Genomic DNA, 25,527 nt, shown 5'->3' with positions numbered 1-25,527 from the left:
TTGTCCGATGGACGGGGTATCAACATATCTGGCGTTGATTTTTGGCACGCTGTTGAGTTCTCAAGGAACGGACGCTTCCTTTGTACTCACCCGAGTATCTTCTCGGGCTTTCCTCCGGGCGCTTCCCTTCGGTCTTGCGTTTCCGACTCTATCAGATCTTTTTCCGATCCGATTCCCTGTCGGCGGGATTTGCCTTTCGGCTGTCTCGGGCCTCTCGGTTTCCCTCGCGGCCTTTCGACATTCACTACGTTAGCCGATTCCCCCGGCAACTCATAATTGAGTTCTGCGGACTCGAATCAGGGCATGCCTAATTCGCCCCCGCTGAGGGGATGTCGTAGGTAGTGGGTGGCCGCTTCCGGCTGCTGGCTGACTGCCGTACCCGGTTCAAGCGGCTCGGGCTACGTTACGGACCGGCCGGAGGCGAGTCAAGTTCGGCGGCGACGGGAGACGTGGGCCCGGTAGGGGCTCGCCGTGGGGTCGTCGGCGTTCCAGAAGCGCCAGGGGTGGACGCCTCCGACCCCGCGACACCGCTACGGGGACCGTTGCGTACCTGGTCGGAGTGGACAGGAGTGCCGGTCAGCACCGTAAGAGGGGGGTCATCGGGGGAACAGGCGTCCGTACCGTCGAGGGCTCGGTCCACGTCCAGGGCAGTGGCCAGGCGAGCCGGCCCTTTGGCCAGTTCCTTGTCATTTCGGGCCGAGATTCGACGTTTGCGGGCGAGCTCGGCGCCCTCGATGACCTCGCCGGCGCGGTGGTCTTGCGGGTCGTGCCGGCCAGGGGCTGTTGCCAGTGTGGGGCGCCCCAGCGCCTGGTGTAGGCGGGGTCGACGGCGACGACGGGGATGCCGAGTTCGGCGGCCATCGACACCAGCCGGGCCCGCAGTCTGGCCACGGGCAGGCCGGAGATCAGCCGGCGGAACTGTTTACGGCGGCCGTGTTTCTCGCGGGTCGTCTCGCCGGTGAAGTCGAGGTCCTCGACGGCGAGGGCGAGGTGATGGCGGCGGGCCCAGTGCAGCAGGCGGATCAGGGCGTGCCGGACCTGCGCGTCGCGGTGGGCGGCGCTGCCCGAGAGGTCGTAGCCGAACCGTCGGGGTGCGCCGACGGGGCTGCCGTGGGCGTCCAGCCGCCAGGCGGCCAAGTGGTCGGCGTTGGTGTCCACCCTCACCAGGCCGCCCGCGCGGACCGTGGCCAGCGGCACGGTCTGCACCACAGGGGTCGTCCAGGAGGCGGTGAGGTACCAGCAGCCGCGTGCGGTGTCCTCGTGGATGCGATAGGCCACAGCCCGGTTCGCGCTGATGCGGTCGGCCCACTGCTCACCCCGATGCGCGAACGCCACCCTCGCGGCGAGCACGAAACGGCCGTGCGGGGCGTTCGCCGAAGACGCCAACGGGGCGGGCAGTCTGAGGGAGACCTCGCCGTCGGGGGTGGCGCCGCGCCCACCCACCGACGGGCTGTGAGCAAGGCGCACAGCGGCTCAGGCTCCGGCGGACGGCTTGGCCCTCGGGCTCAGTCGGTACGCCGATACCGTCGGATCACCGGCGAGGTAGAACCGGTGCTGCCAGTCGTGGGCCTTGCTCACACCTACCCGAGGACCAACCCGGATGAGCGCGGCAGGTACAGGCTCACCCTCGGACAACACGACCGTGGTACCTGTCAGGAGATCTGCACCGTTGTGCTCCGCCGTGATGCCGAGTGCCTGGCAGAAGTTCCCGGGACCCCGGGCAAGGCGTGGACTCTCGACCTTCTCCCCTCGCCGTCTGCGTGCCAGGTCTTCCCCCTCGATGACTCTGCCTGCCCGGATGAGGACAGCCGAGGCGATGCCGTCCGTCCCGGTGACGACGTTGGCGCACCAGTGGAGACCGTGGGACCGGTAGACGTACAGGTGTCCTGCGGGTCCGAACATGACGGCGTTACGGGGTGTCCGGCCTCGGTAAGCATGGGAGGCTGGGTCAGCTGCACCGGAGTACGCCTCGGTCTCCGTAATGGCGATGCCCACAGTCCCCTCGGGAGTCTTGCAGGTGAGGACGCATCCGAGCAGCTTGGGGGCGACCTCTTCAGCGGGATGGGAGAGGAGATCAACGTTCATGCTGACTGCCTTGACATGCCGTACGTGAAGTACACGTACACATGGCCGGGCGGACCGAACATCACGCCGTTGCGGGCGGTGCGACCGCGACAGGCGTGCGAACCGGGGTCGTTCTGACCGTCGTAGGCCTCGACCTCTGTGAGGCGGAGTGCGATCGGACCGTCCGGGGTGGTGCGCACGAGGACGCGTCCCAGAAGGTCGGGGGCGACCTCCAGGAGGGGGCGGTCGAAGAACTCCCGGGCTGGGGGCGTACGGTCGGGGGTCGCGATCATGGCGTACGAGCGTAGTCCAGACGGGTGCGGGCCGACGGGTGGCGAGGAAACGCCCTCCTTGGAAGTGTGGGGGCACGGAACCGGTCACCGCCGGTTCGCGTTTGTAGGGATCAAGGATCCACGCCACACAGAGCGATCCACCCAGACAGAACTACAGAGCCACACAGATACACAGGCGTTGCCTGACGGGAGGAACAGACATGGGGTTCAAGCGACTGCTCGCGAGCCTGGGGGCCGGTGGCGCTTCGGTCGAGACGGTGCTGACCGAGATCAACGTGGTGCCGGGCGGTGTCGTCCAGGGTGAGGTGCGGATCCAGGGCGGTTCCGTGGACCAGCAGATCGAGGCGCTGTCGGTCGGGCTCCAGGCCAGGGTCGAGGTCGAGGGCCAGGACGCGGAGTACAAGCAGGACATCGAGTTCGTCAAGCAGCCTCTCGGGGGTGCCTTCGAGCTGAAGGCACAGGCGGTGCACGTGGTTCCGTTCGGGCTGGAGATCCCGTGGGAGACGCCGATCACCACCATCCAGGGTCACACGCTGCCGGGGATGCACATCGGTGTGACGACGGAGCTGGAGATCGCGCGTGCGGTCGATTCCGGTGACCTGGACCCGATCAACGTCCACCCGCTGCCGGCGCAGCAGGCGATCCTGGACGCCTTCATCCAGCTGGGCTTCCGCTTCAAGAGCGCGGACATGGAGCGCGGGCACATCCGGGGTACGCGGCAGAAGCTGCCCTTCTACCAGGAGATCGAGTTCTTCCCGCCGCAGCAGTACCACGGGTTGAACCAGGTCGAGCTGAGCTTCGTCGCCGACGAGCGCGAGATGGACGTCGTGCTGGAGATGGACAAGAAGCCGGGGCTGTTCAGTGAGGGCAGCGACTCGTTCCGTTCGTTCCGGGTGGGACTGCAGGACTACGGGAACACGGACTGGGCCGCCTACCTGAATCAGTGGCTGTCGGAGGTCGGCAGCAAGCGCAGCTGGTTCTAGGCTCTGAACCGACCCACCAGATCCACCAGGAGGTACCGAGGTGACCGAGCCGAAGAGGCCGCCGCTCCCCCACGATTTCCATCCGGTCGTGCCGTCCTTCACGGTCACGAGTGAGGACGTCGAGCCGGGGGCGACGCTCAAGGACGCTCAGGTCTACGCGGGCGGGAACACCTCGCCGCAGCTGCGCTGGGAAGGCTTCCCGCCGGAGACCAAGAGCTTCGCCGTGACCTGCTACGACCCGGACGCCCCCACGGGCAGCGGGTTCTGGCACTGGGTCGTGTTCGACATCCCGGTGTCCGTGACGGAGTTGCCGGCCGGTGCGGGCTCGGGGAAGTTCGAGGGACTGCCCGAGGGCGCGGTGCAGGTGCGCAACGACTACGGGACACGTGATTTCGGTGGGGCCGCGCCGCCGCCCGGGGACCCGGCACACCGTTATGTGTTCACGGTGTACGCCGTGGATCAGGAGAAGCTCGGTCCGGATTCTGACGCTTCGCCCGCCGTGGTGGGATTCAACCTCCGTTTCCACACGCTGGCACGCGCCCAGCTCATCGGGGAGTACGCGGCTGTAGCGGAAAAGTGACGCAGCCGGACGTTCATTGAACGTTTGCCCGCCTCTGGTCTTGGAAGTGATCAGAGGCGGGCATTTTTTATTGCGTTGTCCATCTCGGCGTGCCCGGCCACAGTTGATCCAAGCCCGCCGGGGGGTGGGCTGGTGCACAGGAGGTGGGCTGGAATGCGGGACACGCTGGTACTGAACGCGAGCTTCGAGCCGCTGTCGACGGTGACGCTCAACCGAGCCGTCGTTCTGGTGCTGCAGGACAAGGCCGTCGTCGAGCAGACCCACCCCGAGCTGCGCATGCGCGGAGCCGCGGTCGACATACCTGCGCCCCGGGTGATCAGACTCTGCAGGTACGTGAGAGTGCCGTTCCGAAGACAAGCGCCGTGGTCGAGGCGGGGCGTGCTGGTACGGGACAGGCACAGGTGCGCGTACTGCGGCAGGCGGGCGACGACCGTGGACCATGTGGTGCCGCGGTCCAAGGGCGGTTCCGACAGCTGGCTGAACACGGTGGCGTCGTGCGCGGAGGACAATCACCGCAAGGCGAACCGGACTCCGGACGAGGCGGGGATGCCGCTGCTGCGGCAGCCGTTCGAGCCGACGCCTGCGGACGCGATGCTGCTGTCCCTCGGTCACGACGACTTCGACGCGCTGCCGGACTGGCTGTCCAAGGGAGCCGCGTAACCGCCTTCTGAACGGGTGTTGTACGCGATGGGCCCGCCCCTCCTCGTGGAGGGGCGGGCCCATCGCCGTGTTCAGTCGATGGCCGGCTTCTCGCGGCGCTCGGTGTTGCCGTCGGCCGGCCTGGGAACGGTGGGGCCGCCGCCCAGGTTGCCGAAGTTGCCCATGGCGCCGGAGAGGCCCTTCAGGGCGTCGCCGATCTCGCTGGGGACGATCCAGAGCTTGTTGGCGTCGCCCTCGGCGATCTTCGGGAGCATCTGGAGGTACTGGTACGAGAGGAGCTTCTGGTCCGGGTCACCGGCGTGGATGGCCTCGAAGACCGTGCGCACGGCCTGGGCCTCGCCCTCGGCGCGCAGGGCGGCGGCCTTGGCCTCACCCTCGGCGCGCAGGATCTGGGACTGCTTCTCACCCTCGGCGGTCAGGATCGCCGCCTGGCGCGTACCTTCCGCGGTGAGGATCGCGGCGCGCTTGTCACGGTCGGCGCGCATCTGCTTCTCCATCGAGTCCTGGATGGAGGTCGGCGGCTCGATCGCCTTCAGCTCGACGCGGTTGACGCGGATGCCCCACTTGCCGGTCGCCTCGTCGAGGACGCCGCGCAGGGCCGCGTTGATCTCCTCGCGGGAGGTCAGGGTCCGCTCCAGGTCCATGCCACCGATGATGTTGCGGAGCGTGGTGACGGTGAGCTGCTCGATCGCCTGGATGTAGCTGGCGACCTCGTAGGTGGCGGCGCGGGCGTCGGTGACCTGGTAGTAGATCACCGTGTCGATGTTCACGACCAGGTTGTCCTGGGTGATCACCGGCTGGGGCGGGAACGGCACGACCTGTTCGCGGAGGTCGATGCGGTTGCGGATGGAGTCGATGAACGGGACGACGATGTTGAGGCCCGCGTTGAGCGTCCGTGTGTAGCGGCCGAAGCGCTCGACGATGGCGGCGCTCGCCTGTGGAATGACCTGGATGGTCTTGATCAGGGCGATGAAGACCAACACCACCAGAATGATCAGGACGATGATGATCGGTTCCATCGTTCGCTCCCCGTGCCCTTCTCCGCCGTGGCGCCTGTGGAAGATCTTATGCCTGTTTGCCTGTTGAGGATCTTGCTCGTCGAGTCTGGCAGAACAGCGCCTGCCAGGTGGGACGTTCGGTGCATTGCGTGATCGCGTCGTGACCGCGTCGTACGAGGTCACATGACGATCGCGGTGGCTCCCTCGATCTCCACGACGTCGACTTCCTGGCCGACCTCGTAGGTCAGCCCGGAGTCGAGGGCGCGGGCCGACCAGACCTCACCGCCCAGCTTGATACGGCCGCCCGTGCCGTCGACCCGTTCCAGGACGACGGCGTGTTTGCCCTTCAAGGCGTCGATTCCCGTGGCGAGTTCGGGCCGTTGGGCTCTGTGGCGGGCCGCGACGGGCCGTACGACGGCGATGAGCGCCACGGATACGACGGCGAAGACGACCACTTGGAGTACGACACCGCCGCCCAGCCCTGCGGTCACGGCGCCGGCGACGGCGCCCAGGGCGAGCATGCCCAGTTCCGGCATCGCGGTCACGACGAGCGCGATCCCGAGCCCGGCCGCGCCTATCAGCCACCACACCCATGCGTCGATGCTGTCCACATCGTCCATGGTAGGACCGGGATCGCCCCGCCGACAGAGCGCACGGTCAAAGATCGCTTACAGCGGATCCGCCAAGTCGGTTGCCTCCGGCCCGGGTTGTGGAGCCGTGGCACCCGACTGGCGGAGCCGCGGGAGGGGTTGGCGGTCAGGTGAGGGGCAGGCCCTGGGCCGTCCAGCGCTCGCCGACCTGCTCGACGACGAGCGGGAGACCGAAGCAGAGGGAGAGGTTGCGGGAGGTCAGCTCCAGCTCGAGCGGACCCGCGGCGAGGACCTTGCCCTGGCGGATCATCAGGACATGGGTGAAGCCCGGGGGGATCTCCTCGACATGGTGCGTGACCATGATCATGGAAGGGGCGATGGGGTCGCGGGCGAGGCGGCCGAGACGGCGCACGAGGTCCTCGCGGCCCCCGAGGTCGAGGCCGGCCGCAGGCTCGTCGAGGAGCAGCAGCTCGGGGTCGGCCATCAGGGCGCGGGCGATGAGGGTGCGCTTGCGCTCGCCCTCGGAGAGGGTGCCGAACTTGCGGTCGACGTACTCGGTCATGCCGAGGCGGTCGAGGAAGGCGCGGGCGCGGAGCTCGTCGATCTCCTCGTAGTCCTCGTTCCAGGTGGCCGTCATGCCGTACGCGGCGGTCAGCACCGTCTGCAGGACGGTCTGGCGCTTGGGGAGCTTCTCCGCCATGGCGATGCCGGCCATGCCGATGCGGGGGCGCAGTTCGAAGACGTCGACCCCGCCGAGGGTCTCGCCGAGGATCGTGGCGGTGCCCTTGCTGGGGTAGAGGTAGCTGGACGCGACGTTCAGGAGGGTGGTCTTGCCGGCGCCGTTCGGGCCGAGGATGGCCCAGCGCTCGCCCTCCTTGACCGACCAGGAGACCTGGTCCACCAGAGCCCGGCCCTCGCGGACCACGGATACGTCCTCCAGCTCCAGAACATCGCTCATGAGCGCGCTGTCTCCCCTTGCAGTGTCGGCCTGTCTCGGCTGTCGCGTACGCCTGTGGTTGGAGCCACCGCCGGGTGGGCGCAGCCCTCAGGGAAATCTACGCCACCGGTCGGGCCGTCGATTCCATCGGCCGGTCCTTAGGGTGGGGGCATGCTCTCGGAACCACGCTCAGGACGCCTTGCCGCATGGGGAAATGCGCTTCTTGCCGGACTTGTCTCTCCGGATGACGCGGTGCTCGCGATCGTCGGGGAGGACGCGGTGCATCGGGTGGAGGGTTTGCCCGGCGAGTCGGCGCCCGTCGGACTGACGCTCGCGCTCGGGCGGCTGCGGGCTCTGGGGGTGACCGGATTGCGGGTGGCGCTGCCCGCGCCGGGGCATCCGCTGGGGCTCAGTGGACCGCCGGAGTTCAACAAGCGGGCGCTGGAGGCGGAGGAGGCCGTGGTGTGTCACGGGGGTGCGCTGGGGCTGGTGCCGGAGGTGTACGCGGCGGGGCCCTCGGGAGACGAGCACGTCGAGGTCGTCTGGCACTGCCTGGAGGTGCGGGAGGCGCCGCCCGCCGATGTGCCGTCCCTGGGGGAGGCCGAGCGGGAGCTGGCGGAGGCGTTGCGGGAGGCGACGACTGTGCTGGCCCGGTTGGACGTGGCGGCGTCGGGGCCGGTGGCGGAGGCGGCGATCGACGCGTACCGGGCGCGGGCGGAGCGGGGGCGGGAGGTGCTCGCGCCGGGGTATCCGCCGCGGGCCGTGCGGGTGCTGGAGCTGGCGCAGCGGGTGGGGTTGCTGATCTCTCTGGCGTACGAGAACGGTCACGGGGGTGCCGCGAGCGCGTCCGAGATGGCGAACCGGGTGGCCGCGTTGCGACCGGTGGAGCGGACGGCTCGGCGGGCTCAGGTGGCGGCGTACAACGCGTTCGTGGAGGAACGGGAGCGGGGGTAGTGGGGCCGGAGGGGGGCGAGGGAAGGCCCGGGAGGCCGCCGACATGGCTGACCGGCCTTCCAGAGGGGTCTGGAAGGCCGGTGGTCACCGATGTTCCGGGGTGGAACGTCAGTGGTTGACACCCATGTTGCCGAAGGCCGGGTTCAGGATGCCCACGACGTTCACGCTGTTGCCGACCGCGTTGACCGGGATGTGGATCGGGGCCTGGATGACATTGCCCGAGATGACACCCGGCGAGCCGATGGCCTGGCCACCCGCGTGCGCCCCGCCGTCGGTGGCGGAGGCCATTCCGGCACCGGCGGCGACGAGGCCACCCGCCACCATCGTGACAGCGACGGCCTTCTTCAGGTTCTTCACTTCTGAGCCCTCCCTTTGCGATCACTGCGGCGGTCGCTCGCAGCACGCACTGAAGAACGGCCGTGGTCCGCGGAGGATGCGCCACCCGGAGGACATACACCCGACGGTATGAATCTCAGACTGGAGTGGAACCTTCCGGGTGCCGGACCATCGACATCTCATCCGGTCATACCGTGGCGCACCGCCCACAGCGCGGCCTGGGTCCGGTCCGCGAGGTCGAGCTTCATGAGGATGTTGGAGACGTGTGTCTTGACCGTCTTCTCGGACAGCACCAGGGCACGGGCTATCTCGCGGTTGGAGCGGCCGTCGGCGATCAGGCCGAGCACCTCGCGCTCCCGCTCGGTGAGCGAACCGCCTCTGCCCTGGCCGGAGGCCTCCTCCTGGGAGAGGAGTACCCGGGCGACCTCCGGCTGGAGCAGGATGTGCCCGGCGTGTACGGAGCGGATGGCGCCGGCGAGGGCGTCGGGGTCCACGTCCTTGTAGACGTAGCCGGCGGCGCCGGCGCGCAGGGCCGGGACGACCGTGCGCTGCTCGGTGAAGCTGGTGACGATGAGCACGCGCGCGGGGTTGTCGAGATCGCGGAGTCTGCGGAGCGCTTCGATGCCGTCCATGCCCGGCATCTTGACGTCCATGAGGACGACATGGGGCCGGAGCTCCTCGGCGCGGGCGACGCCCTCGGCACCGTCGGCCGCCTCCCCCACGACCTCGATGTCGTCCTGCACCTCCAGGAACGTGCGCAGGCCACGGCGGACCACCTGGTGGTCGTCGACGAGCAGCACCTTGATTGCGTCAGCCACCGGGGACCTCCATCTCGATCGTGGTGCCCTTCCCGGGCGCCGATTCCACGGTCAGCGTGCCGCCGACCCCGCCGGCCCGGTCGCGCATGGAGACGAGGCCGAGGTGGCGTCCCGCGCGGCGTATCGCCTGCGGATCGAAGCCGCTGCCGTCGTCGGTGACCCGCAACACGGCTCCAGTGCCGCGGCGCTCCAGGGTGACGTCGACATGTTCGGCGCCCGAGTGGCGCAGGGCGTTGTGCAGGGCCTCCTGGGCGACCCGGAGCATGGCCTCCTCCTGGGCTGCCGGCAGCGCACGGGCGCCGCGTCCGGAGAAGGTGACGCGGGCACTGTGGGCACGGTCGAGGACATGGACCTGGGTGCGCAGGGTGGCGGCCAGGCCGTCCTCGTCGAGTCCGGCGGGGCGCAGTTCGACGACGGCGGCGCGCAGTTCGTCCGCGGCCTCGGCGGCGAGGGCGGCCACCTGCTGGAGCTCGCCCTTGGCGCGTGAGGGGTCGCGGTCGACCAGGGCGGCCGCCGCCTGGGCGGTCAGGCGCAGGGAGAACAGCTTCTGGCTGACGGCGTCGTGCAGTTCGTGGGCGAGGCGGGAGCGCTCCTCGGCGATGGTCAGCTCGCGGCTGCGCTCGTAGAGGCGGGCGTTGGTCAGGGCGATCGCGGCGTGCTGGGCGAGGATCGACAGCAGTTCCTCGTCGTCCTCGGTGAAGCCGCAGCCGCCCTCCGGCCGGGGGCAGCGCTTGTTGGCGAGGAAGAGGGCGCCGATGACCTCGTCGCCGTCGCGGATGGGCAGGCCGAGGAAGTCGACCAGGTCGGGGTGGGCGGTGGGCCAGCCCTCGAAGCGGGGGTCCTTGCGCACGTCGGCGAGGCGCTCCGGGGTGGCCTCGTGGAGCATCGCGGCGAGGATCCCGTGCTGGCGCGGGAGGGGGCCGATGGCCTTCCACTGCGCGTCGGTGACACCGTCGACGACGAACTGGGCGAAGCCGCCGTGGTCGTCGGGGACGCCGAGGGCGGCGTACTCGGCGTCGAGCAGCTCGCGGGCGGAGGCGACGATCGTCTTGAGGACGTCGCGCACCTCCAGGTGTCTGCTCATGGCCAGCAGCGCGGCACTCACCGCGGCGAGGCCCGACCGGGGACCTTGACTCATGAGCTCACCGTACCGGCGGGGTCCGACAGTGCGGATCGGACCGCCGGCGGCTTGGGCCAGAGCCCTCGGGCTCAGGGGTCCTGACTACGACCGGGCCTGAAGGGCTGTCCGGTGATCCGCGGTGGATCAGCGCACGGCGTCGGATGCTGGGGGCACCTCCCACGCCGTTCAGGCAGTGGGGGAGCATCGCAAGGCGGAGGGGCGTCCGCGTTCCGGATGTATGCGGACATTCCGATAACGCGGCGAGGTGCCGCAGCCGACGTCGTGCGCCCGCCGGGGATTACGGGACCAGCCCTTTGGGACCGGGGGCCCCGACCGGCGGCCTAGGGCGAAGGGCCCGGCGTCTTGCGGCCCGCGCCCGAGGCGGTGGCAAGGGGTGCGTTCCTACGTTGGGATCACCGCCGACCGGAGCGGGAGGCGGCGGACGACGAGGGGACGGATGTCATGCCGGTGGCGATCATCACGGGGGCTTCGAAGGGCCTCGGACGGGCGCTCGGGGAGGGCCTCGCGGAGCGCGGGTGGGACCTTGTGCTCGACGCGAGGAACGCGGACGTCCTGGCGGAGGCCGCACAGGAGCTGTCGGCGTACGGGACGCGGGTCGAGGCGCTGCCCGGGGATGTGACGGATGCCGGGCACCGGGCCGGGCTGGTCGCGGCGGCCCGTGCGCTGGGCGGGCTTGACCTGCTGGTGAACAACGCGAGCGCGCTGGGCGCCGAGCCGCTCGTACGACTGGAGGAGCTGGCGCTGGACGGGCTGCGGCGGGCCCTGGAGGTCAATGTGGTGGCGGCGCTGGGGCTGGCTCAGGAGGCGCTGCCGTTGTTGCGGGCCTCCGCGGCGGGCGCCGTGATCGACGTCAGTTCGGACGCGGCGGCGGAGGCCTACGAGACGTGGGGCGGGTACGGGGCGTCGAAGGCGGCGCTGGATCATCTGTCGGCGGTGCTGGCCGTCGAGGAGCAGGGGCTGCGGGTGTGGGCGGTCGATCCAGGGGACATGGGCACCGACCTGTACGCGGCGGCCGTGCCGGACGACGACGATCCGCGGCCGCGTCCGGAGAGTGTGGTGCCGGCGTTCCTGCGGCTGATCGACCGGCGGCCGCCGAGCGGCCGTTATGGGGCGCCGTCCCTGCTGGCGACGCGATGACGACGGCGTTGAAGGTGCCCGGGGACCGGCTGGCGCGGGTGCCGGTCGAGCAGCGCGGGCCGGGACTCGACCGGGACTCGGTACGTCTGCTGGTGTCGCACGGTACGGAGGTGTCGCACCACGCGTTCGTGGAACTGCCGCGGCTGCTGCGGGCCGGGGACCTGTTGGTGGTGAACACGTCGCCGACGTTGGCGGCGGCCGTCGACGGGGGGATCGGGCACACGCGTGTGGTGGTGCATTTCTCCACGCGGGGCGACGACGGGCGGTGGGCCGTCGAGCTGCGGGATCCGGACGGGAGGGGCACCTCACGCGCGCGGGCGGGCGGTCCCCGGGGAACGGAGGTGGGGCTGCCCGGGGGCGTACGGCTGGTCCTGGAGGAACCGCTGAGCGAGCGGGGCGAGCGGCTGTGGTGGGCGCGACTGTCCTCGCCGGACGTCCTGGGGCTGCTGCGGGAGCACGGGCGGCCCATTCGGTACTCCTATACGGAGCGGGATCAGCCGTTGTCGGTGTACCAGACGGTGTTCGCGCTGCCGTCCGAGGACGGGGCGGGCAGTGCGGAGATGCCGAGTGCGGCGCGGCCCTTCACCACACGCCTGGTGGCGGAGCTGGTGAGCCGGGGGGTGCAGTTCGCCCCCGTCACCCTGCACACGGGGGTGGCGTCGACGGAGGCGCACGAGCCGCCGTATGCGGAGCGGTTCGCGCTGCCGGAGGCGTCGGCTCGGCTGATCAACGCCGCCAGGGCGGGTGGCGGCCGGGTGATCGCGGTGGGCACGACGGCGGTGCGGGCCGTGGAGTCCGCGGCGGGTGCCGACGGGGCCGTAGGAGCCCGTGCGGGGTGGACGGATCTGGTGGTCACTCCGGAGCGGGGGGTGCGGGTGGTCGACGGGCTGGTGACCGGGCTGCACGAACCCGAGGCGTCGCATCTGCTGATGCTGGAGGCGGTCGCGGGACGGGCGGCGGTCGACCGCGCGTACGAGGAGGCGATGGCGGGGTCCTACCTGTGGCACGAATTCGGGGACGTGCATCTCATCCTTCCCGCCAAGGCGCCTCACCCTGTGCATTGCGCCAGCAACTGCAGGTAAGGATCGGATGCCTCCGATGTGAGGCCGGGCATAGGGCGCACATCACGTACGAAGTTCCCTAGTTGATGGATACGCCCGGTTTGAGCGGGACAGACATGGTGGTCTGTCCCGTTTTGCCGCTTCCGCGTCCACTAAGCAGCCTCGTAGGTCACACCTTTGCCACCCGATTTTGCGGCCGCTAAGAATTGCTCTCGTCGCTCGACGCCGTGGGGCTTTGCCCGCGGCGTTTGTGCTGGAAAGCAGTGTCCCCTCCCGGCCGTAGAGCGACCTCCGCGCTATCTCGAAGAGGTCCATCACTTATGTCGCAGAACGCCATGAACTCCGCTCGCCGTCCCGTGCTGTCCAAGGCCCGCAAGCTCTCGATCGCCGGAGTGGCCGCCACCGGCGCCGCCGCTGTCGCGTTCTCGCTGGTGCCGGCCGAGGCGCAGACCGCCACGAAGACGGTGTCCGCGGCGCCCGTGGCGTTCAGCCAGAGCCCGGCCCAGACGGCCAAGGCGAGCATCGCCGACCAGGCCGCCGATGCAAAGGCCGACGCCAAGGCCGACGCCAAGAAGAAGGCCGCCGAGGCCGCCGCGCTGAAGAAGGCAGCCCAGGAGCGCGCGAAGAAGGAGGCCGCAAGCCGGGCCGCCAAGCGTGCGGCCCAGGCCAAGGCCCCCGCCGCGAAGAGCTACCCGAACAACCTCGACGGCTGGATCCGCGAGGCGCTCGACATCATGAAGAAGCACAAGATCCCGGGCACCTATCACGGCCTGCACAAGAACATCATGCGGGAGTCCTCGGGCAACCCGAACGCCATCAACAACTGGGACATCAACGCCAAGAACGGCGTCCCGTCGATCGGTCTGCTCCAGGTCATCAAGCCGACCTTCGACGCCTACCACGTCCCGGGCACCGCGTGGAGCCAGTACGACCCGGTCGCCAACCTCACGGCCGCCGCGAACTACGCGGCCCACCGCTACGGGTCGATCGACAACGTCAACAGCGCTTACTGAGGTCGGCGCGGACCCCGGTGAAGCGCCGAAGGGCGGCACCCCCTGGTGGGGATGCCGCCCTTCGGCGTGTGTGCGGGTGCCTCAGGTCACTTCCGCATGACCTCGGGCTCGTGGCGGCGCAGGAAGCGGGCCACGAGGAAGCCGCAGAGGACGCCGATCAGAATGAGGGCGACCATGTCGAAGGCGTAGACGCCCACGGTGTGGTCCCACAGTGGGTCCGTGTCGCCGGCCTCCTTGGGCGGGCTGATGTTGTTGAAGTCCAGCGTGGCGCCGGCGGCGGCGACCGCCCACCGCGACGGCATCAGGTACGAGAACTCGTTGACGCCGGGGCTGCCGTGCAGGGCGAACAGGCAGCCGGTGAAGACGACCTGGACGATCGCGAACATGACCAGCAGCGGCATGGTCTTCTCCGCGGTCTTCACCAGCGAGGAGATGACCAGGCCGAACATCATCGACGTGAAGCCGAGGCCCATGATCGGGATGGAGAGTTCGAGCATCACGGCGAACTTGCCCTCGCCGAAGAGCAGTGCCTCGTCGGGGATGGTCCTGCTGGCGAAGCCGATCGCGCCGACCATGGCGCCCTGGAGCACGGTGACCGTGCCGAGGACGATGACCTTGGACATCAGATAAGCCGAGCGGGACAGGCCGGTCGCCCGCTCCCGCTCGTAGATCACCCGTTCCTTGATCAGCTCACGAACGGAGTTGGCCGCGCCCGCGAAGCACGCGCCGACCGCGAGGATCAGCAGGACCGTGGTGGCCGTGCCGTTCGGGATGGGCAGGCCGGTCGCCTTGTTCACGCCCCGGACCAGCAGGTCCTTGTCCGGGTCGATGAGCAGGCTGACCGCGCCGAGCACGGCCGGCAGGACCACCGTCAGCGCCAGGAAGCCCTTGTCGGACACGATCACCGCGAGGTAGCGGCGGACGAGGGTGGCCAGCTGGGAGAACCAGCTCTGCGGCTTCGGCGGGCGCATCGACTGCGGCGGCGGCATGTGCACCGACTGCGGGGCGACGGCGTCGATGTCCGCGGCGTACATCTGGTAGTGCTGCGAGCCCTTCCAGCGGCCCGCCCAGTCGTAGTCGCGGTAGTTCTCGAAGGCTGAGAAGACGTCGGCCCAGGTCTCGTAGCCGAAGAAGTTCAGGGCCTCCTCGGGCGGACCGAAGTACGCCACCGAGCCGCCCGGCGCCATCACCAGCAGCTTGTCGCAGATCGCCAGCTCGGCGACCGAGTGGGTGACCACCAGGACCGTACGGCCGTCGTCGGCGAGGCCGCGCAGCAGTTGCATGACGTCGCGGTCCATGCCCGGGTCGAGGCCGGAGGTCGGCTCGTCCAGGAAGATCAGCGACGGCTTGGTCAGCAGCTCCAGGGCGACCGACACGCGCTTGCGCTGTCCGCCGGAGAGGGAGGTGACCTTCTTGTCCTTGTGGATGTCGAGCTTCAGTTCGCGCAGCACCTCGTCGATGCGCGCCTCGCGCTCGGTGGCCGTGGTGTCGGCCGGGAAGCGGAGCTTGGCCGCGTACTTGAGGGCCTTCTTGACGGTCAGTTCCTTGTGCAGGATGTCGTCCTGCGGGACCAGACCGATGCGCTGGCGCAGCTCGGCGAACTGCTTGTACAGGTTCCGGTTGTCGTAGAGGACGTCGCCCTGGTTGGCGGGGCGGTAGCCCGTGAGCGCCTTGAGCAGGGTGGACTTGCCGGAGCCGGAGGGGCCGATGACCGCGATGAGCGACTTCTCCGGGACGCCGAAGGAGACGTCCTTGAGGATCTGCTTGCCGCCGTCGACGGTGACCGTCAGATGGCGCGCGGAGAAGGAGACCTCACCGGTGTCGACGAACTCCTCGAGGCGGTCGCCGACGATGCGGAACGTCGAGTGGCCGACGCCGACGATGTCGTTCGGGCCGAGGAGTGCCGTGCCGCCCTTGGCGATCGGCATACCGTTGACGAACGTTCCGTTGTGGGACCCGAGGTCACGGATCTCGAAGCGGCCGTCGGGCGTCGCGTGGAACTCGGCGTGGTTCCTGGAGACCTGGAGGTCGGAGACGACCAGGTCGTTCTCCAGGGCACGACCGATGCGCATCACACGACCGAGGGCCAGCTGGTGGAACGTGGTCGGGCTGCGGTCGCCGTACACCGGCGGCGCCCCCGCGCCACCACCGGGGCCCTGCTGCGGGAGGCCCTGCTGATGCGGGACCTGTGCCTGCTGCGGCTCCTGCCAGCCCGCCTGCTGCTGCGGTGCCTGCTGGGCGGCGTACCCGGCACTCGCGCCCTGCGCGGCGTAGGGCTGCTGTTGGGGCTGCGCCACCGCCGCGGCCGTACCGGAGAGGCTGACTCTCGGGCCGTCGGTCGCGTTGCCGAGGTGCACGGCCGAGCCCGGGCCGATCTCCAACTGGTGGATCCGCTGGCCCTGCACGAATGTGCCGTTGGTGCTGCCGTGGTCCTCGATCACCCAACTACGGCCGCTGAAGCTGATCGTGGCGTGGCGCCAGGAGACCCTGGCGTCGTCGAGCACGATATCCCCCTGCGGATCACGTCCGAGGGTGTATGCCCTGGACGGATCGAGCGTCCAGGTTTGTCCGTTCAATTCCAGTACGAGTTCCGGCACTCCATGCCCCACTGAGTTGTCCCCCGAGTTACCCCCATCACAGGGAGTCTAGGGATGTCGAACATCGGGGGGAACTATTTCAGGCTCAGCCCCTTGACCGAAAGTCGGGCCTTGTGAAGAGAACGTACGGGGGCGTCGGCCCGTCCCGTTGACGGGGTTGAAAACGGGCCGGAGAGTGGTAATCCCACGCGAGGGGGACATCGGCGGTGCAACACCGCGATGTGGATCGGGGGGTCCCGCCATGAGCAACCGAAATGCCGGCCATCCCAGGAGCGTGCGGTGGGGGGACGTCCTGTTCTCCGCGATCGCCGCCGTGAGCTGGTCGTTGATCGGGATGGCGGGCACGGCGGCACTCGGTCTGCATCTGCTGGAAGCGGATTCCGCGGGCCGACTCGGGCCCATGACGGCGGCGGTTGTGGCGCTCGGTGCGGGTGGGTCGGTGACCCCGTCCGGTGATGTGTCCGTCTTCGGCCTGGAAGGAGCGCAGGCCACGACCGCCATCGACATCACGCCACTGGGGGTGAGCCTCGTGGGGGCGCTCCTGCTGTCGTGGTTCTTCCTGCGGTCCCTGCGTGGCACGGGAGTTGTCGTCACCACGGCTGAACTCCTCGCGCGCGTGGGCGCGGTGGTTGTGCTCTTCGCGGGACTGATGGGCGGTCTGGCCTGGGCGGGCCATGCCGTCATCACGCTGGACGGCGGTGAGCTGGGCCTCGACGAGCTGTCCGGCGGCGGTGGCCTCGACGGCATCGAGATCCCCGGGCTCGGCGATGTCGGGGACATCGGCGGCGGCCTGCTCCCGGACCGGCTCGGCGACCTCGCCGACGCCAACGCCCGGGTGGGCTTCACCGTCGACGCGGTGCCCACGGTGCTGGGTGGCCTGTTGTGGTGCCTCGGGGTGCTGCTGATCGCCCTGCTGGCCTCGCGCCGCACTCCCCTGCCGCACGGCTTCGACGCCGTGCACCAGGTGGTACGGCCCGCCGTGTCCGCGGTGGTCACGGTGCTGCTCGTGGCGGTCGCGGCGGGGCTCGCGGCGGCGGCGTACGCGGCGGTCGGCGACCCCCACCCGAGGCGGATCGCGGGCGCGGCCCTGCTCGGAGCGCCCAACGGCGTCTGGCTCGGCGTCCCCGTCGGCCTGTTCGTCCCCTGGGACGGCAAGGCCGCGGGGGCGCTCGCGGACCTGCTGCCCGACCCGCTCGACGCACTGCTGCGCGCCGACGCGAGCGAACCCGTCACCCTCGGCCGCCTGGCGGAACTGGACACCAGGGTCTGGCTGTTGGGCGTGGCGGCCGCCCTGATGATGCTGTGCGCGGGGGTGCTGACCGCCGTCCGTACGCCTTTCGCCGGGCAAGCGTCTCCCCTGACGGCCGGGGGTGCTGATGATGCGGGTGCACGGGGCGGAGACGCGCTCGGGTTCGCGGGAATCTGCGCACTTCGGCTGGGGATCGCGACGGCGGTGGCACTCCCCCTCCTTGTCCTGCTGACGGAGGTGTCGGTGGACGCCTCGCTGGCCGTGTTCGGCATCGACGCGTTCGACACGGGCATCGCGTTGCACGGGCGGGCGGCGACGGCTCTCGTGCTGGGCGCGGTGTGGGGTGCGGGCGCGGGCGCCGCCGGGGCGCTGCTGGCCTGCGCCACGGGGGCGGCGGGCCGCCGGGCCGCTCCCCTGGCCCTCGGTGCGGGCCGTGCGGCACCGGCTGCCGGGTGCTCCCCCTCGCTGGCCTCCCCGTCGGGTCCGTACACGCCGGGTACGCCCTACCGGCCGCCGAACCCGGACACCAACCCCTATCTGCGGGTGCCGGAGGGGCTGCTGCGGCCTGGACGGGCTGGGGACCGACGGGACCAGGGTGAGGAGGGGCGACGGGGCCAGGGTGACGGGCGAGGAGATGGGCGGGGGACTCCGGAGGCGTCGGGACCGGGCGGGAGCGGGCAGGGGGTGGCCGGGGCAGACCGACGTACAGCGGGCGGGCAAGAGGTCGCCGGGTGGGGCGGGGAGGACCGGGGCGCGGGGAGCGGGCGAGGGGTGCCCGAGGCGGACCGGGGTACGGGGAGCGGCGGTCCGGGGCCCGAGGGGCGACGGCCGCCCGATGTGTACGGCGCGCCCACGGTGGCGAGGCGGTTCACGCCGCCGCCTCGACGGCCGGGGCAGCGGCCAGGCACGGGGGCGGGTACGGGTGCAGGGCCACGCTCGGGCGCGGGATCGGGGTCGGGGTCAGGGGCTGGTGGCGGTTCGGGGGCCGGGCGGTGGCCGGCTCCGCCGCCGCCACCGGACGACGGGCCGCCGCCTCCGCCTGCGCCGCCCCCTCCGGCGCCGGGGGCCGGGCCGCGGGGCGGGTGAGGGGCCCGGCGCAGAGGGCGCCGGGGCAGAGCCGCAGGCTCGTTGAGAGGCTCGGCACGGAGGGCGCCCGCGCCGGTGGAAGGGGGCATTCCGGTGCCGCCCCGGCGCTTCGTACACGATCCGCGTGCACGTCGGTCACCCGTAACCCAGTGTTCTCCGTCCGCTGGGCGGACCTCAGGGGCGGAAGGCGCCGGGTGCCGGATACGGTTGGACCATCATGAGCGCTTCGCAGACCTCCTCTGACGTCCCCACTCTCCTCGTCAAGATCTTCGGCAAGGACAGGCCGGGCATCACCGCCGGGCTGTTCGACACCCTTGCCGCGTACTCCGTCGACGTGGTCGACATCGAGCAGGTCGTCACCCGTGGCCGGATCGTGCTGTGCGCCCTGGTGACCGTGCCGCCGGCCGGGCAGGAGGGCGATCTGCGGGCCACCGTCCACGGCTGGGCGGAGTCCATGAAGATGCAGGCGGAGATCATCTCCGGCCTGGGCGACAACCGGCCCCGTGGTCTGGGCCGCTCGCACGTCACCGTGCTGGGGCACCCGCTGACCGCCGAGTCCACGGCCCGCATCGCCGCCCGGATCACGGCGACCGGCGGCAACATCGACCGTATCTTCCGGCTCGCCAAGTACCCGGTGACGGCGGTGGAGTTCGCCGTGTCCGGCACCGAGCCGGAGACGCTGCGCACGGCACTGGTGACCGAATCGGTGGCGCTCGGCGTGGACGTGGCCGTGGTCGCGGCGGGGCTGCACCGGCGGGCCCAGCGGCTGGTGGTGATGGACGTGGACTCGACGCTCATCCAGGACGAAGTGATCGAGCTCTTCGCGGCGCACGCCGGGTGCGAGAAGGAGGTCGCCGAGGTGACGGCGGCCGCGATGCGCGGGGAACTGGACTTCGAGCAGTCGCTGCACGCGCGTGTGGCGCTGCTGGAGGGGCTCGACGCGTCGGTGGTGGAGAAGGTGCGCAGCGAGGTGCGGCTCACCCCGGGGGCGCGCACACTGATCCGCACGCTGAAGCGGCTCGGTTTCCAGGTCGGTGTGGTCTCGGGCGGCTTCACCCAGGTCACGGACGATCTCAAGGACCGGCTGGGGCTGGACTTCGCGCAGGCCAACACGTTGGAGATCGTCGACGGCAGGCTGACCGGCAAGGTCGTCGGGGAGATCGTGGACCGCGCGGGCAAGGCACGGCTGCTGCGCCGGTTCGCCGCCGAGGCCGGGGTGCCGCTCGCCCAGACCGTGGCGATCGGCGACGGCGCCAACGACCTCGACATGCTGAACGCGGCCGGGCTGGGCGTCGCCTTCAACGCCAAGCCGGTCGTCCGGGAGGCCGCGCACACCGCGGTGAACTTCCCGTTCCTCGACACCGTGCTCTACCTCCTCGGTGTCACACGGGAAGAGGTCGAGGCGGCGGACACGCACGACGAGCAGTGAGTGTGGGCGACGGCGTGTGACGATGAGGGAAGGCCCGGCAGCTCCTCGCTGCCGGGCCTTCGGCGTGCTGTGTGCCGGGGTGGTTACTCCGTCGGCGCCCAGTAGTCGACAAGGGTGCCGACGCCCGGCTCCAGGCTCTTCCAGGAGCCCTCGAAGGTGAGGACGGCGTAGGCGGCGGCCGGGAAGTCGCGTCGGCTCATGCGCTCGCGGGCGTCGCCCTCGGCGCTGCCGGCGAGGACCTCGGCGAGGGCCTGCACGCCGGGGTTGTGGCCGACCAGGAGGACGTTCTGCGTGTCGTCCGGGGTCTCGTTGAGCAGGGCGATCAGCTCGCCGGGAGAGGCCTCGTAGATCCGCTCCTCGTAGACGGTTTTCGGTCGCTCGGGCAGCTCGTGGACGGCCAGCTTCCAGGTCTCGCGGGTCCGGACGGCGGTGGAGCACAGGGCAAGGTCGAAGGAGATGCCGCTGTCGGCGAGCTTGCGTCCGGCGACGGCGGCGTCCATACGGCCCCGGTCGGCGAGCGGACGCTCGTGGTCGGAGACCTGGGGCCAGTCGGCCTTCGCATGCCGGAAGAGGACAATCCTGCGGGGTTCTGCGACGCTCATGGGTCCCAGCTTCGCACGAAACAGGCCATGGGGCGCAGGGAGTTGAAGTGCGGATATCCGAGACCGGTGTCCGTGCCGCCGGGGGCCCGGCCGACCCTCACGGGACGAGGGCCGTCAGGGCCCGCTGTATGCGCTCGAAGACATGGGCGAGCAGGGGGTCGCCGGTCGCGGCATGGGCATCCGCAGGATTGAGGATCAGCAGCATGAGAGTGACGAAGCCGAGGGCGGGCAGGGCGAGGGCCCACCAGGGAAGCCGGATGTCCACGCCGCCCGTGGGCGCCGGGGCCGCCGGGTGGGGTCGCGTGTGCGTACGGGCCGACATGCCGCCTCCGTGGTCTTCGCGTCGTCGGTGGCCGCTCCTGCGTAGGGTCCTCGCGAGTCCCCCGCGGCCACACTTCGAAGCTACGGAATCCGGGTGGCACCGCCCATCCGGTGATCCACCCACTTCACCCTGAGACTCACCCCCTAGGGGATGGGGGGTTGGCCCCACCTGAGGGTGGCTGCGCGAGCGGCCGGGGCCGCATCACATGGCGTGCGGTCGGCCGGCGGCTGCCGTGTGGCCGCGCCGGCGGACGCCGTGTGGCCGCGCCGGCGGACGCCGGCCGGGCGTCACGGTGAGGCGATCGCCGCGATGATGCCGATGACGATGAAGATGGCGAGGAACGAGCCGAAGACCACGAGCATCTTCTTCTGACCGTTCTGGGGGTTCGGGTCGAGCACGGGCATGCGCCCAGTCTCGCACCCCGACCCGCCGCTCCGTCCCCGGGGTGGGCCTCACCGTGCCGTCGTGACCGTCTCGTCCTCCACCATGCGGTCACGTCCCGCCAGGGCGCCCACCACGATCTGCGGCACCATCAGGGCCGCCATGAGGGCCAAGGGCAGGCCCCAGCCGCCGCTGTGCTGGTAGAGGACGCCGACGAGGAGCGGGCCCGGGATCGAGATCAGATAGCCGGTGCTCTGCGCGAAGGCGGACAGCTTGGCGACTCCCTCGCCAGTCCGGGCCCGCATGCCGACCAGGGTGAGCGCGAGCGGGAAGGCGCAGTTGGAGACGCCGAGCAGTAGCGCCCACACCCAGGCTCCGCCGGCCGGGGCGAGGTACAGACCGGCGTACGACAGGAGCCCGCACAGGCCCAGGGCGACCGCGAGGGGCCCCTGGTGGGGCAGCCGGGTGGCGAGCCGGGGGATCACGAAGGCCAGCGGTACGCCCATCACCATCGTCACGGCGAGCAGCAGACCGGCCGTGTCCGCGGGGACCCCGGCGTCCCGGAAGATCTGCGGCATCCAGCCCATCGTGATGTACGCGGCGGTGGCCTGGAGCCCGAAGAACACGGCGAGCGCCCAGGCGGTACGGCTCCGGGTGATGCGCGGCGCGGCCGCGTTCTCCCGCGCGGGGCCGGGCCCGGCGGCCGTGTCCCGGGGGCCGGGATGCCGCTCGGCGGCCCCGTCTGGCTGCGCGGCCCGCCCCCGAACGAGCGGCAGCCACGGCAGTACCGCCATCGTCGCGAGGGTCGCCCAGGCGGTGAGGCCGGTCTGCCAGCTGCCGCCGAGCGCCTCGGTCAGGGGGACGGTGACGGCTGCGGCGGCGGAGGTCCCGAGGGCGAGGGCCATGGAGTACAGGCCGGTCATGGAGCCCACCCGGTCGGGGAACCAGCTCTTGACGATGACCGGCATCAGGACGTTGCTGACGGCGATGCCCATCAGGGCGAGGGCGCTCGCGGCCACGAATCCCGCGGTCGTGCCGGTGTACGGCCGGACCAGCAGCCCGGTGGCGACCGCGGCCATGCCCGCGCAGACCACGGCGGCCGGGCCGAAGCGGCGGGCCAGGCGTGGGGCGAGGCTGCCGAACACGGCGAAGCAGAGGGGCGGTACGGAGGTGAGGAGTCCGGCGACGCTGCCGCTCATGCCGAGTCCGTGGCGCACCTCTTCGAGGAGGGCGCCGAGGCTGGTGACGGCGGGCCGGAGGTTGAGGGCGGTCAGCACGATGCCCAGGACCATCAGCCGTGTCGTCCACGCGCGTGGGGACGATGGCCCGATCCGGTCGGGGGCGCGGGTGGGCACGGGCTTCGTCCTCAGGGTTTCCTCGCTCACCATGCCCTACATCATAGAATCATAGGATGATTGGTTGTCGACGGGTCGGTCCCGCCCCTCGCCCCCGACCGTGCGAAGGTGTGCCATGCCCCTGAGTCATCCCCGCCGTTCGGCGCTGTCCGAGCAGGTCATCGCGGCGCTGCGGAACCAGATCACCTCGGGCGAGTGGCCGGTCGGCTCACGCATCCCGACGGAGCCCGAGCTGGTCGAGCAGCTGGGCGTCGCCCGGAACACGGTCCGCGAGGCCGTCCGCGCCCTCGCACACAACGGTCTGCTGGACATCCGGCAGGGCTCCGGCACCTTCGTCGTCGCGACGAGCGAGCTGGCGGGGGTCATGCACCGCCGCTTCGCGGACGCCGACCCCCGGCACATCGCCGAGCTGCGCTCCGCCCTGGAGTCGAGCGCCGCGAAGCTGGCCGCCGAGCGGCGCACCGAGAAGGACCTGAAGCAGCTGGACGCGCTCCTCGCCCGTCGGGAGGAGGCATGGGCGTCCGGAGACGCGGAGAGCTTCGTGGCGGCCGACGCGACCTTCCACCTGGCGGTCGTGGCCGCGTCCCACAACGACGTCGTCACCGCCGTCTACGCGGACCTGGGCGAGGTGCTGCGGGACTGGCTGCGCGAGGACGTCGGCGCGGAACTGACCCCGGAGTCGTATCTGGACCACGCCGGGCTCGTGGACGCCATCCGCGCGGGCGACACGGAGTCCGCGGCGGCGCAGGCCGCCGGATATCCGTTCCACTGCCGCCCCGGAAGGGTCAGTCGTCCGGCCGCTGGTGGCTGAACCACACGGCGCGGACCTCCTTCCAGCAGCGCCCGGTGAACCGCACCGTCTGCGCGGGACCCGTCTCGACGGGGGCGCCGTCGCTGTCGATGTCCCACCAGCGCGCGCACTCGATGTGCAGGCGGACACGGTCGGGGTCCGGGTAGGGGTTGAAGCAGTACCCGATCACCTGGGAGCCGTAGACCGTGCTGTTGCAGGCCGCCCCGAAGGGTTCGGGACGGTCGGCCGTCACGCGCGCGTGTCGTGGTACGGATCCGTTCCGGGTCTCCCCAGGCGCGTACGGGATCGCTTCGTACGGAAGGGACAGTACGAGAGCCAGGGCGACGGCCACGGGGGCGAAGCTGCGGGACAGGCGCACAAGGGAGACCTCCTCGGCCGAGCGGCTGGGCGGTGTACGTCCAGCGTGCGCGGCACCCGGCCGGGGCGGCCCGTCGGATGGGCCGAACGGGGGACGCGCGAAGGGCCCGTGTCCGGGTGGACACGGGCCCTCGACCGTCCGTGGGGGCGGGCGGCGTCACGCGCCGATCGCGTGCAGCCCGCCGTCGACGTGGATGATCTCGCCGGTGGTCTTCGGGAACCAGTCGCTGAGCAGGGCGACGACACCGCGGCCGGCCGGCTCGGGGTCCTTGAGGTCCCACTCCAGGGGGGAACGGTGGTCCCACACGGCTGCCAGCTCGCCGAAGCCCGGGATGGACTTGGCGGCCATGGAGGCGAGGGGGCCGGCGGAGATGAGGTTGCAGCGGATGTTCTGCTTGCCCAGGTCGCGTGCGACGTAACGACTGGTGGCCTCGAGGGCGGCCTTGGCGGGGCCCATCCAGTCGTACTGCGGCCAGGCGAACTTCGCGTCGAAGGTGAGGCCGACGACCGAGCCGCCGTTCTGCATCAGCGGCAGACAGGCCATGGTCAGCGACTTCAGGGAGTACGCCGAGACGTGCATGGCGGTCGCGACGGACTCGAACGGCGTGTTGAGGAAGTTGCCGCCGAGCGCGTCCTGCGGGGCGAAGCCGATGGAGTGGACGACGCCGTCGAGGCCGCCGAGCTCCTCACCGACGACGTCGGCCAGGCGCCCGAGGTGCTCGTCGTTGGTGACGTCGAGCTCGATGACCTTGGTGGGCTTCGGGAGCTTCTTGGCGATGCGCTCGGTCAGCGTGGGCCGGGGGAAGGCGGTGAGAATGATCTCCGCGCCCTGCTCCTGGGCCAGCTTGGCGGTGTGGAAGGCGATGGAGGACTCCATCAGCACACCGGTGATCAGGACGCGCTTGCCCTCGAGGATTCCGCTCATGGTGATCAGTGACCCATTCCCAGTCCGCCGTCTACGGGGATGACGGCTCCAGTGATGTACGAGGCGTCGTCCGAGGCGAGGAACCGCACCGTCGCGGCGATCTCCTCGGGCTGCGCGTACCGGCCGAGCGGCACCTGCGAGACGATGCCCGCGCGCTGCTCGTCGGTGAGGACCTTGGTCATGTCGGTGTCGACGAAACCTGGCGCGACGACGTTGAAGGTGATGTCGCGCGATCCCAGCTCACGGGCGAGGGAACGCGCGAAGCCGACCAGGGCGGCCTTGGAGGCGGCGTAGTTGGCCTGGCCGGGCGAGCCGTAGAGGCCCACGACCGACGAGATCAGCACGACGCGGCCCTTCTTGGCGCGGAGCATGCCGCGGTTGGCGCGCTTGACGACACGGAAGGTGCCGGTGAGGTTGGTGTCGATGACCGAGGTGAAGTCCTCCTCGGACATCCGCATCAGGAGCTGGTCCTTGGTGACACCGGCGTTGGCGACGAGGACTTGGACCGGACCGTGCTCGGCCTCGATCTCCTTGTAGGCCTGCTCCACCTGCTCGGAGTCGGTGATGTCGCATTTGACCGCGAGGCAGCCCAACTCCGCGAGGGCGGCCGGCGGCTCACCCGAGCGGTACGTGTACGCGACCTTGTCGCCGTTCTCGGCGAACGCGCGGGCGATGGCGAGGCCGATGCCCCGGTTGCCTCCGGTGACGAGAACCGAGCGGCTCAACGGATCACCCTTTCCATAGCGGTCTGCACACCTGCCCGATTGCCTGGACGGCAGGCGCCTTCCTCGAAAACCTATCGGTCGGGCCCGTCGCGCGGGCATTCGGGCAGTGACAGTGGCGTGGGG

Annotated in this window: 25 protein-coding genes and 3 pseudogenes; 10 read left to right on the top strand and 18 right to left on the bottom strand. The window is 70.6% G+C overall.

All coding sequences use genetic code 11. The annotated features are described in order from the left end of the window. Window positions 1-425 precede the first annotated feature (425 nt). From ACZ43N_RS10280 to ACZ43N_RS10265, 4 genes and pseudogenes are all read right to left on the bottom strand, one after another. Window positions 426-751: pseudogene (locus ACZ43N_RS10280) on the bottom strand (DNA-3-methyladenine glycosylase); the annotation flags it as partial. Further along, window positions 694-1,425: pseudogene (locus ACZ43N_RS10275) on the bottom strand (IS200/IS605 family accessory protein TnpB-related protein); the annotation flags it as partial. The pseudogenes ACZ43N_RS10280 and ACZ43N_RS10275, both read right to left, overlap by 58 nt. A gap of 48 nt (window positions 1,426-1,473) precedes the next feature. After that, window positions 1,474-2,085: a DNA-3-methyladenine glycosylase gene (locus tag ACZ43N_RS10270; RefSeq protein ID WP_468096442.1), complete on the bottom strand. Its 612-nt coding sequence runs from the start codon at window positions 2,083-2,085 to the stop codon at window positions 1,474-1,476. A gap of 14 nt (window positions 2,086-2,099) precedes the next feature. Further along, a pseudogene (locus ACZ43N_RS10265) lies at window positions 2,100-2,357 on the bottom strand (DNA-3-methyladenine glycosylase); the annotation flags it as partial. 200 nt (window positions 2,358-2,557) lie between these two features. On the opposite strand from ACZ43N_RS10265, the gene ACZ43N_RS10260 reads away from it, so the two are divergent. The 3 genes from ACZ43N_RS10260 to ACZ43N_RS10250 all read left to right on the top strand — a co-directional run bounded on the left by ACZ43N_RS10260 (window position 2,558) and on the right by ACZ43N_RS10250 (window position 4,580). Beyond that, the gene (locus ACZ43N_RS10260; RefSeq protein WP_468096441.1) at window positions 2,558-3,340 is read left to right on the top strand and encodes a sporulation protein; all 783 of its coding nucleotides are present in this window, start codon (window positions 2,558-2,560) and stop codon (window positions 3,338-3,340) included. A 40-nt stretch (window positions 3,341-3,380) separates the two neighbouring features. Continuing rightward, complete coding sequence (locus tag ACZ43N_RS10255; RefSeq protein ID WP_468096439.1) at window positions 3,381-3,920, top strand: YbhB/YbcL family Raf kinase inhibitor-like protein; 540 nt, start codon at window positions 3,381-3,383, stop codon at window positions 3,918-3,920. A 153-nt stretch (window positions 3,921-4,073) separates the two neighbouring features. Further along, a complete protein-coding gene (locus tag ACZ43N_RS10250) occupies window positions 4,074-4,580 on the top strand; it encodes an HNH endonuclease (protein WP_055538598.1) in 507 nt (168 codons plus the stop codon). Between the two features lie 71 nt (window positions 4,581-4,651). Here ACZ43N_RS10250 and ACZ43N_RS10245 read toward each other — a convergent pair whose 3' ends face one another. From ACZ43N_RS10245 to ACZ43N_RS10235, 3 genes are all read right to left on the bottom strand, one after another. Continuing rightward, the gene (locus ACZ43N_RS10245; protein WP_468096436.1) at window positions 4,652-5,599 is read right to left on the bottom strand and encodes an SPFH domain-containing protein; all 948 of its coding nucleotides are present in this window, start codon (window positions 5,597-5,599) and stop codon (window positions 4,652-4,654) included. 158 nt (window positions 5,600-5,757) lie between these two features. After that, the gene (locus ACZ43N_RS10240; protein ID WP_468096435.1) at window positions 5,758-6,198 is read right to left on the bottom strand and encodes an NfeD family protein; all 441 of its coding nucleotides are present in this window, start codon (window positions 6,196-6,198) and stop codon (window positions 5,758-5,760) included. A 136-nt stretch (window positions 6,199-6,334) separates the two neighbouring features. Then, window positions 6,335-7,126: an ABC transporter ATP-binding protein gene (locus ACZ43N_RS10235; RefSeq protein ID WP_468096434.1), complete on the bottom strand. Its 792-nt coding sequence runs from the start codon at window positions 7,124-7,126 to the stop codon at window positions 6,335-6,337. Between the two features lie 150 nt (window positions 7,127-7,276). On the opposite strand from ACZ43N_RS10235, the gene ACZ43N_RS10230 reads away from it, so the two are divergent. Next, the gene (locus ACZ43N_RS10230; RefSeq protein ID WP_468096432.1) at window positions 7,277-8,059 is read left to right on the top strand and encodes a hypothetical protein; all 783 of its coding nucleotides are present in this window, start codon (window positions 7,277-7,279) and stop codon (window positions 8,057-8,059) included. Between the two features lie 108 nt (window positions 8,060-8,167). Here ACZ43N_RS10230 and chpE read toward each other — a convergent pair whose 3' ends face one another. From chpE to ACZ43N_RS10215, 3 genes are all read right to left on the bottom strand, one after another. Beyond that, complete coding sequence (chpE, locus tag ACZ43N_RS10225) at window positions 8,168-8,416, bottom strand: chaplin ChpE (protein ID WP_468096431.1); 249 nt, start codon at window positions 8,414-8,416, stop codon at window positions 8,168-8,170. 158 nt (window positions 8,417-8,574) lie between these two features. Continuing rightward, the gene (locus tag ACZ43N_RS10220; RefSeq protein ID WP_468096429.1) at window positions 8,575-9,213 is read right to left on the bottom strand and encodes a response regulator; all 639 of its coding nucleotides are present in this window, start codon (window positions 9,211-9,213) and stop codon (window positions 8,575-8,577) included. Next, entirely contained in the window at window positions 9,206-10,351 is a 1,146-nt protein-coding gene (locus tag ACZ43N_RS10215; protein ID WP_468096428.1) for a GAF domain-containing sensor histidine kinase, read from the bottom strand. The genes ACZ43N_RS10220 and ACZ43N_RS10215 overlap by 8 nt, the downstream gene beginning before the upstream one ends. A 444-nt stretch (window positions 10,352-10,795) precedes the next feature. Here ACZ43N_RS10215 and ACZ43N_RS10210 point away from each other — a divergent pair, with 444 nt between their 5' ends. From ACZ43N_RS10210 to ACZ43N_RS10200, 3 genes are all read left to right on the top strand, one after another. After that, a complete protein-coding gene (locus ACZ43N_RS10210) occupies window positions 10,796-11,491 on the top strand; it encodes an SDR family NAD(P)-dependent oxidoreductase (protein ID WP_468096427.1) in 696 nt (231 codons plus the stop codon). Then, the gene (locus ACZ43N_RS10205) at window positions 11,488-12,573 is read left to right on the top strand and encodes an S-adenosylmethionine:tRNA ribosyltransferase-isomerase (RefSeq protein WP_468096425.1); all 1,086 of its coding nucleotides are present in this window, start codon (window positions 11,488-11,490) and stop codon (window positions 12,571-12,573) included. Before ACZ43N_RS10210 ends, ACZ43N_RS10205 begins: the two co-directional genes overlap by 4 nt. 299 nt (window positions 12,574-12,872) lie before the next feature. Then, window positions 12,873-13,565, top strand: coding sequence for a transglycosylase SLT domain-containing protein (locus tag ACZ43N_RS10200; protein ID WP_468096424.1), 693 nt, complete (start codon window positions 12,873-12,875; stop codon window positions 13,563-13,565). An 86-nt stretch (window positions 13,566-13,651) separates the two neighbouring features. On the opposite strand, the gene ACZ43N_RS10195 is transcribed toward ACZ43N_RS10200, so the two are convergent. After that, window positions 13,652-16,162 (bottom strand): ABC transporter ATP-binding protein/permease, encoded by a 2,511-nt coding sequence (locus ACZ43N_RS10195; RefSeq protein WP_468096422.1) that lies wholly within the window; start codon window positions 16,160-16,162, stop codon window positions 13,652-13,654. Window positions 16,163-16,403: 241 nt separating this feature from the next. Between ACZ43N_RS10195 and ACZ43N_RS10190 the strand changes: the two genes are divergently transcribed. Further along, on the top strand, window positions 16,404-18,497 hold the full coding sequence (locus tag ACZ43N_RS10190) for a streptophobe family protein (RefSeq protein ID WP_468096420.1): 2,094 nt from the start codon (window positions 16,404-16,406) through the stop codon (window positions 18,495-18,497). A gap of 217 nt (window positions 18,498-18,714) precedes the next feature. Then, window positions 18,715-19,926 carry a phosphoserine phosphatase SerB gene (gene serB, locus ACZ43N_RS10185; RefSeq protein WP_468096419.1) on the top strand — a complete coding sequence of 404 codons (1,212 nt, stop codon included), beginning with the start codon at window positions 18,715-18,717 and terminating at the stop codon, window positions 19,924-19,926. A gap of 83 nt (window positions 19,927-20,009) precedes the next feature. On the opposite strand, the gene ACZ43N_RS10180 is transcribed toward serB, so the two are convergent. The 4 genes from ACZ43N_RS10180 to ACZ43N_RS10165 form a co-directional block, all read right to left on the bottom strand. Next, window positions 20,010-20,528, bottom strand: a complete 519-nt coding sequence (locus ACZ43N_RS10180; RefSeq protein WP_468096417.1) for a SixA phosphatase family protein — start codon at window positions 20,526-20,528, stop codon at window positions 20,010-20,012. A gap of 97 nt (window positions 20,529-20,625) precedes the next feature. Further along, window positions 20,626-20,850, bottom strand: a complete 225-nt coding sequence (locus ACZ43N_RS10175) for a hypothetical protein (RefSeq protein WP_468096415.1) — start codon at window positions 20,848-20,850, stop codon at window positions 20,626-20,628. Window positions 20,851-21,137: 287 nt separating this feature from the next. Beyond that, window positions 21,138-21,254 carry an SGM_5486 family transporter-associated protein gene (locus tag ACZ43N_RS10170; RefSeq protein ID WP_099968646.1) on the bottom strand — a complete coding sequence of 39 codons (117 nt, stop codon included), beginning with the start codon at window positions 21,252-21,254 and terminating at the stop codon, window positions 21,138-21,140. A 48-nt stretch (window positions 21,255-21,302) separates the two neighbouring features. Then, window positions 21,303-22,619 (bottom strand): CynX/NimT family MFS transporter, encoded by a 1,317-nt coding sequence (locus ACZ43N_RS10165; RefSeq protein WP_468096414.1) that lies wholly within the window; start codon window positions 22,617-22,619, stop codon window positions 21,303-21,305. Between the two features lie 82 nt (window positions 22,620-22,701). Here ACZ43N_RS10165 and ACZ43N_RS10160 point away from each other — a divergent pair, with 82 nt between their 5' ends. After that, entirely contained in the window at window positions 22,702-23,397 is a 696-nt protein-coding gene (locus ACZ43N_RS10160) for a FadR/GntR family transcriptional regulator (RefSeq protein ID WP_468096412.1), read from the top strand. Here the strand turns inward: ACZ43N_RS10160 and ACZ43N_RS10155 are convergent. From ACZ43N_RS10155 to fabG, 3 genes are all read right to left on the bottom strand, one after another. Continuing rightward, a complete protein-coding gene (locus ACZ43N_RS10155; protein ID WP_468096411.1) occupies window positions 23,372-23,755 on the bottom strand; it encodes a hypothetical protein in 384 nt (127 codons plus the stop codon). The two genes, ACZ43N_RS10160 and ACZ43N_RS10155, sit on opposite strands and share 26 nt — an antisense overlap. A gap of 156 nt (window positions 23,756-23,911) precedes the next feature. Next, on the bottom strand, window positions 23,912-24,679 hold the full coding sequence (gene fabI / locus ACZ43N_RS10150) for an enoyl-ACP reductase FabI (protein ID WP_468096409.1): 768 nt from the start codon (window positions 24,677-24,679) through the stop codon (window positions 23,912-23,914). A 5-nt stretch (window positions 24,680-24,684) separates the two neighbouring features. Beyond that, entirely contained in the window at window positions 24,685-25,404 is a 720-nt protein-coding gene (fabG, locus tag ACZ43N_RS10145) for a 3-oxoacyl-[acyl-carrier-protein] reductase (protein ID WP_468096407.1), read from the bottom strand. Window positions 25,405-25,527 lie beyond the last annotated feature (123 nt).

Source organism: Streptomyces sp. NPDC030814, from assembly GCF_055572155.1.
Note: the sequence above shows the minus strand (reverse complement) of the source record. Positions and strands in the feature narration are given on the sequence as shown.

What these genes read in the sequence shown, in the direction of transcription:
- ACZ43N_RS10230 (WP_468096432.1), top strand. Translation starts at nt 7,277, where the DNA reads ATGCTCTCGGAACCACGCTCAGGACGCCTTGCCGCATGGGGAAATGCG.
- fabI (WP_468096409.1), bottom strand. Translation starts at nt 24,679, where the DNA reads ATGAGCGGAATCCTCGAGGGCAAGCGCGTCCTGATCACCGGTGTGCTG.
- ACZ43N_RS10205 (WP_468096425.1), top strand. Translation starts at nt 11,488, where the DNA reads ATGACGACGGCGTTGAAGGTGCCCGGGGACCGGCTGGCGCGGGTGCCG.
- ACZ43N_RS10165 (WP_468096414.1), bottom strand. Translation starts at nt 22,619, where the DNA reads ATGGTGAGCGAGGAAACCCTGAGGACGAAGCCCGTGCCCACCCGCGCC.
- ACZ43N_RS10190 (WP_468096420.1), top strand. Translation starts at nt 16,404, where the DNA reads ATGAGCAACCGAAATGCCGGCCATCCCAGGAGCGTGCGGTGGGGGGAC.
- ACZ43N_RS10245 (WP_468096436.1), bottom strand. Translation starts at nt 5,599, where the DNA reads ATGGAACCGATCATCATCGTCCTGATCATTCTGGTGGTGTTGGTCTTC.
- ACZ43N_RS10160 (WP_468096412.1), top strand. Translation starts at nt 22,702, where the DNA reads ATGCCCCTGAGTCATCCCCGCCGTTCGGCGCTGTCCGAGCAGGTCATC.
- ACZ43N_RS10175 (WP_468096415.1), bottom strand. Translation starts at nt 20,850, where the DNA reads ATGTCGGCCCGTACGCACACGCGACCCCACCCGGCGGCCCCGGCGCCC.
- ACZ43N_RS10200 (WP_468096424.1), top strand. Translation starts at nt 12,873, where the DNA reads ATGTCGCAGAACGCCATGAACTCCGCTCGCCGTCCCGTGCTGTCCAAG.
- ACZ43N_RS10210 (WP_468096427.1), top strand. Translation starts at nt 10,796, where the DNA reads ATGCCGGTGGCGATCATCACGGGGGCTTCGAAGGGCCTCGGACGGGCG.
- ACZ43N_RS10260 (WP_468096441.1), top strand. Translation starts at nt 2,558, where the DNA reads ATGGGGTTCAAGCGACTGCTCGCGAGCCTGGGGGCCGGTGGCGCTTCG.
- ACZ43N_RS10180 (WP_468096417.1), bottom strand. Translation starts at nt 20,528, where the DNA reads ATGAGCGTCGCAGAACCCCGCAGGATTGTCCTCTTCCGGCATGCGAAG.
- ACZ43N_RS10240 (WP_468096435.1), bottom strand. Translation starts at nt 6,198, where the DNA reads ATGGACGATGTGGACAGCATCGACGCATGGGTGTGGTGGCTGATAGGC.
- ACZ43N_RS10215 (WP_468096428.1), bottom strand. Translation starts at nt 10,351, where the DNA reads ATGAGTCAAGGTCCCCGGTCGGGCCTCGCCGCGGTGAGTGCCGCGCTG.
- serB (WP_468096419.1), top strand. Translation starts at nt 18,715, where the DNA reads ATGAGCGCTTCGCAGACCTCCTCTGACGTCCCCACTCTCCTCGTCAAG.
- ACZ43N_RS10250 (WP_055538598.1), top strand. Translation starts at nt 4,074, where the DNA reads ATGCGGGACACGCTGGTACTGAACGCGAGCTTCGAGCCGCTGTCGACG.
- ACZ43N_RS10270 (WP_468096442.1), bottom strand. Translation starts at nt 2,085, where the DNA reads ATGAACGTTGATCTCCTCTCCCATCCCGCTGAAGAGGTCGCCCCCAAG.
- ACZ43N_RS10235 (WP_468096434.1), bottom strand. Translation starts at nt 7,126, where the DNA reads ATGAGCGATGTTCTGGAGCTGGAGGACGTATCCGTGGTCCGCGAGGGC.
- ACZ43N_RS10170 (WP_099968646.1), bottom strand. Translation starts at nt 21,254, where the DNA reads ATGCCCGTGCTCGACCCGAACCCCCAGAACGGTCAGAAGAAGATGCTC.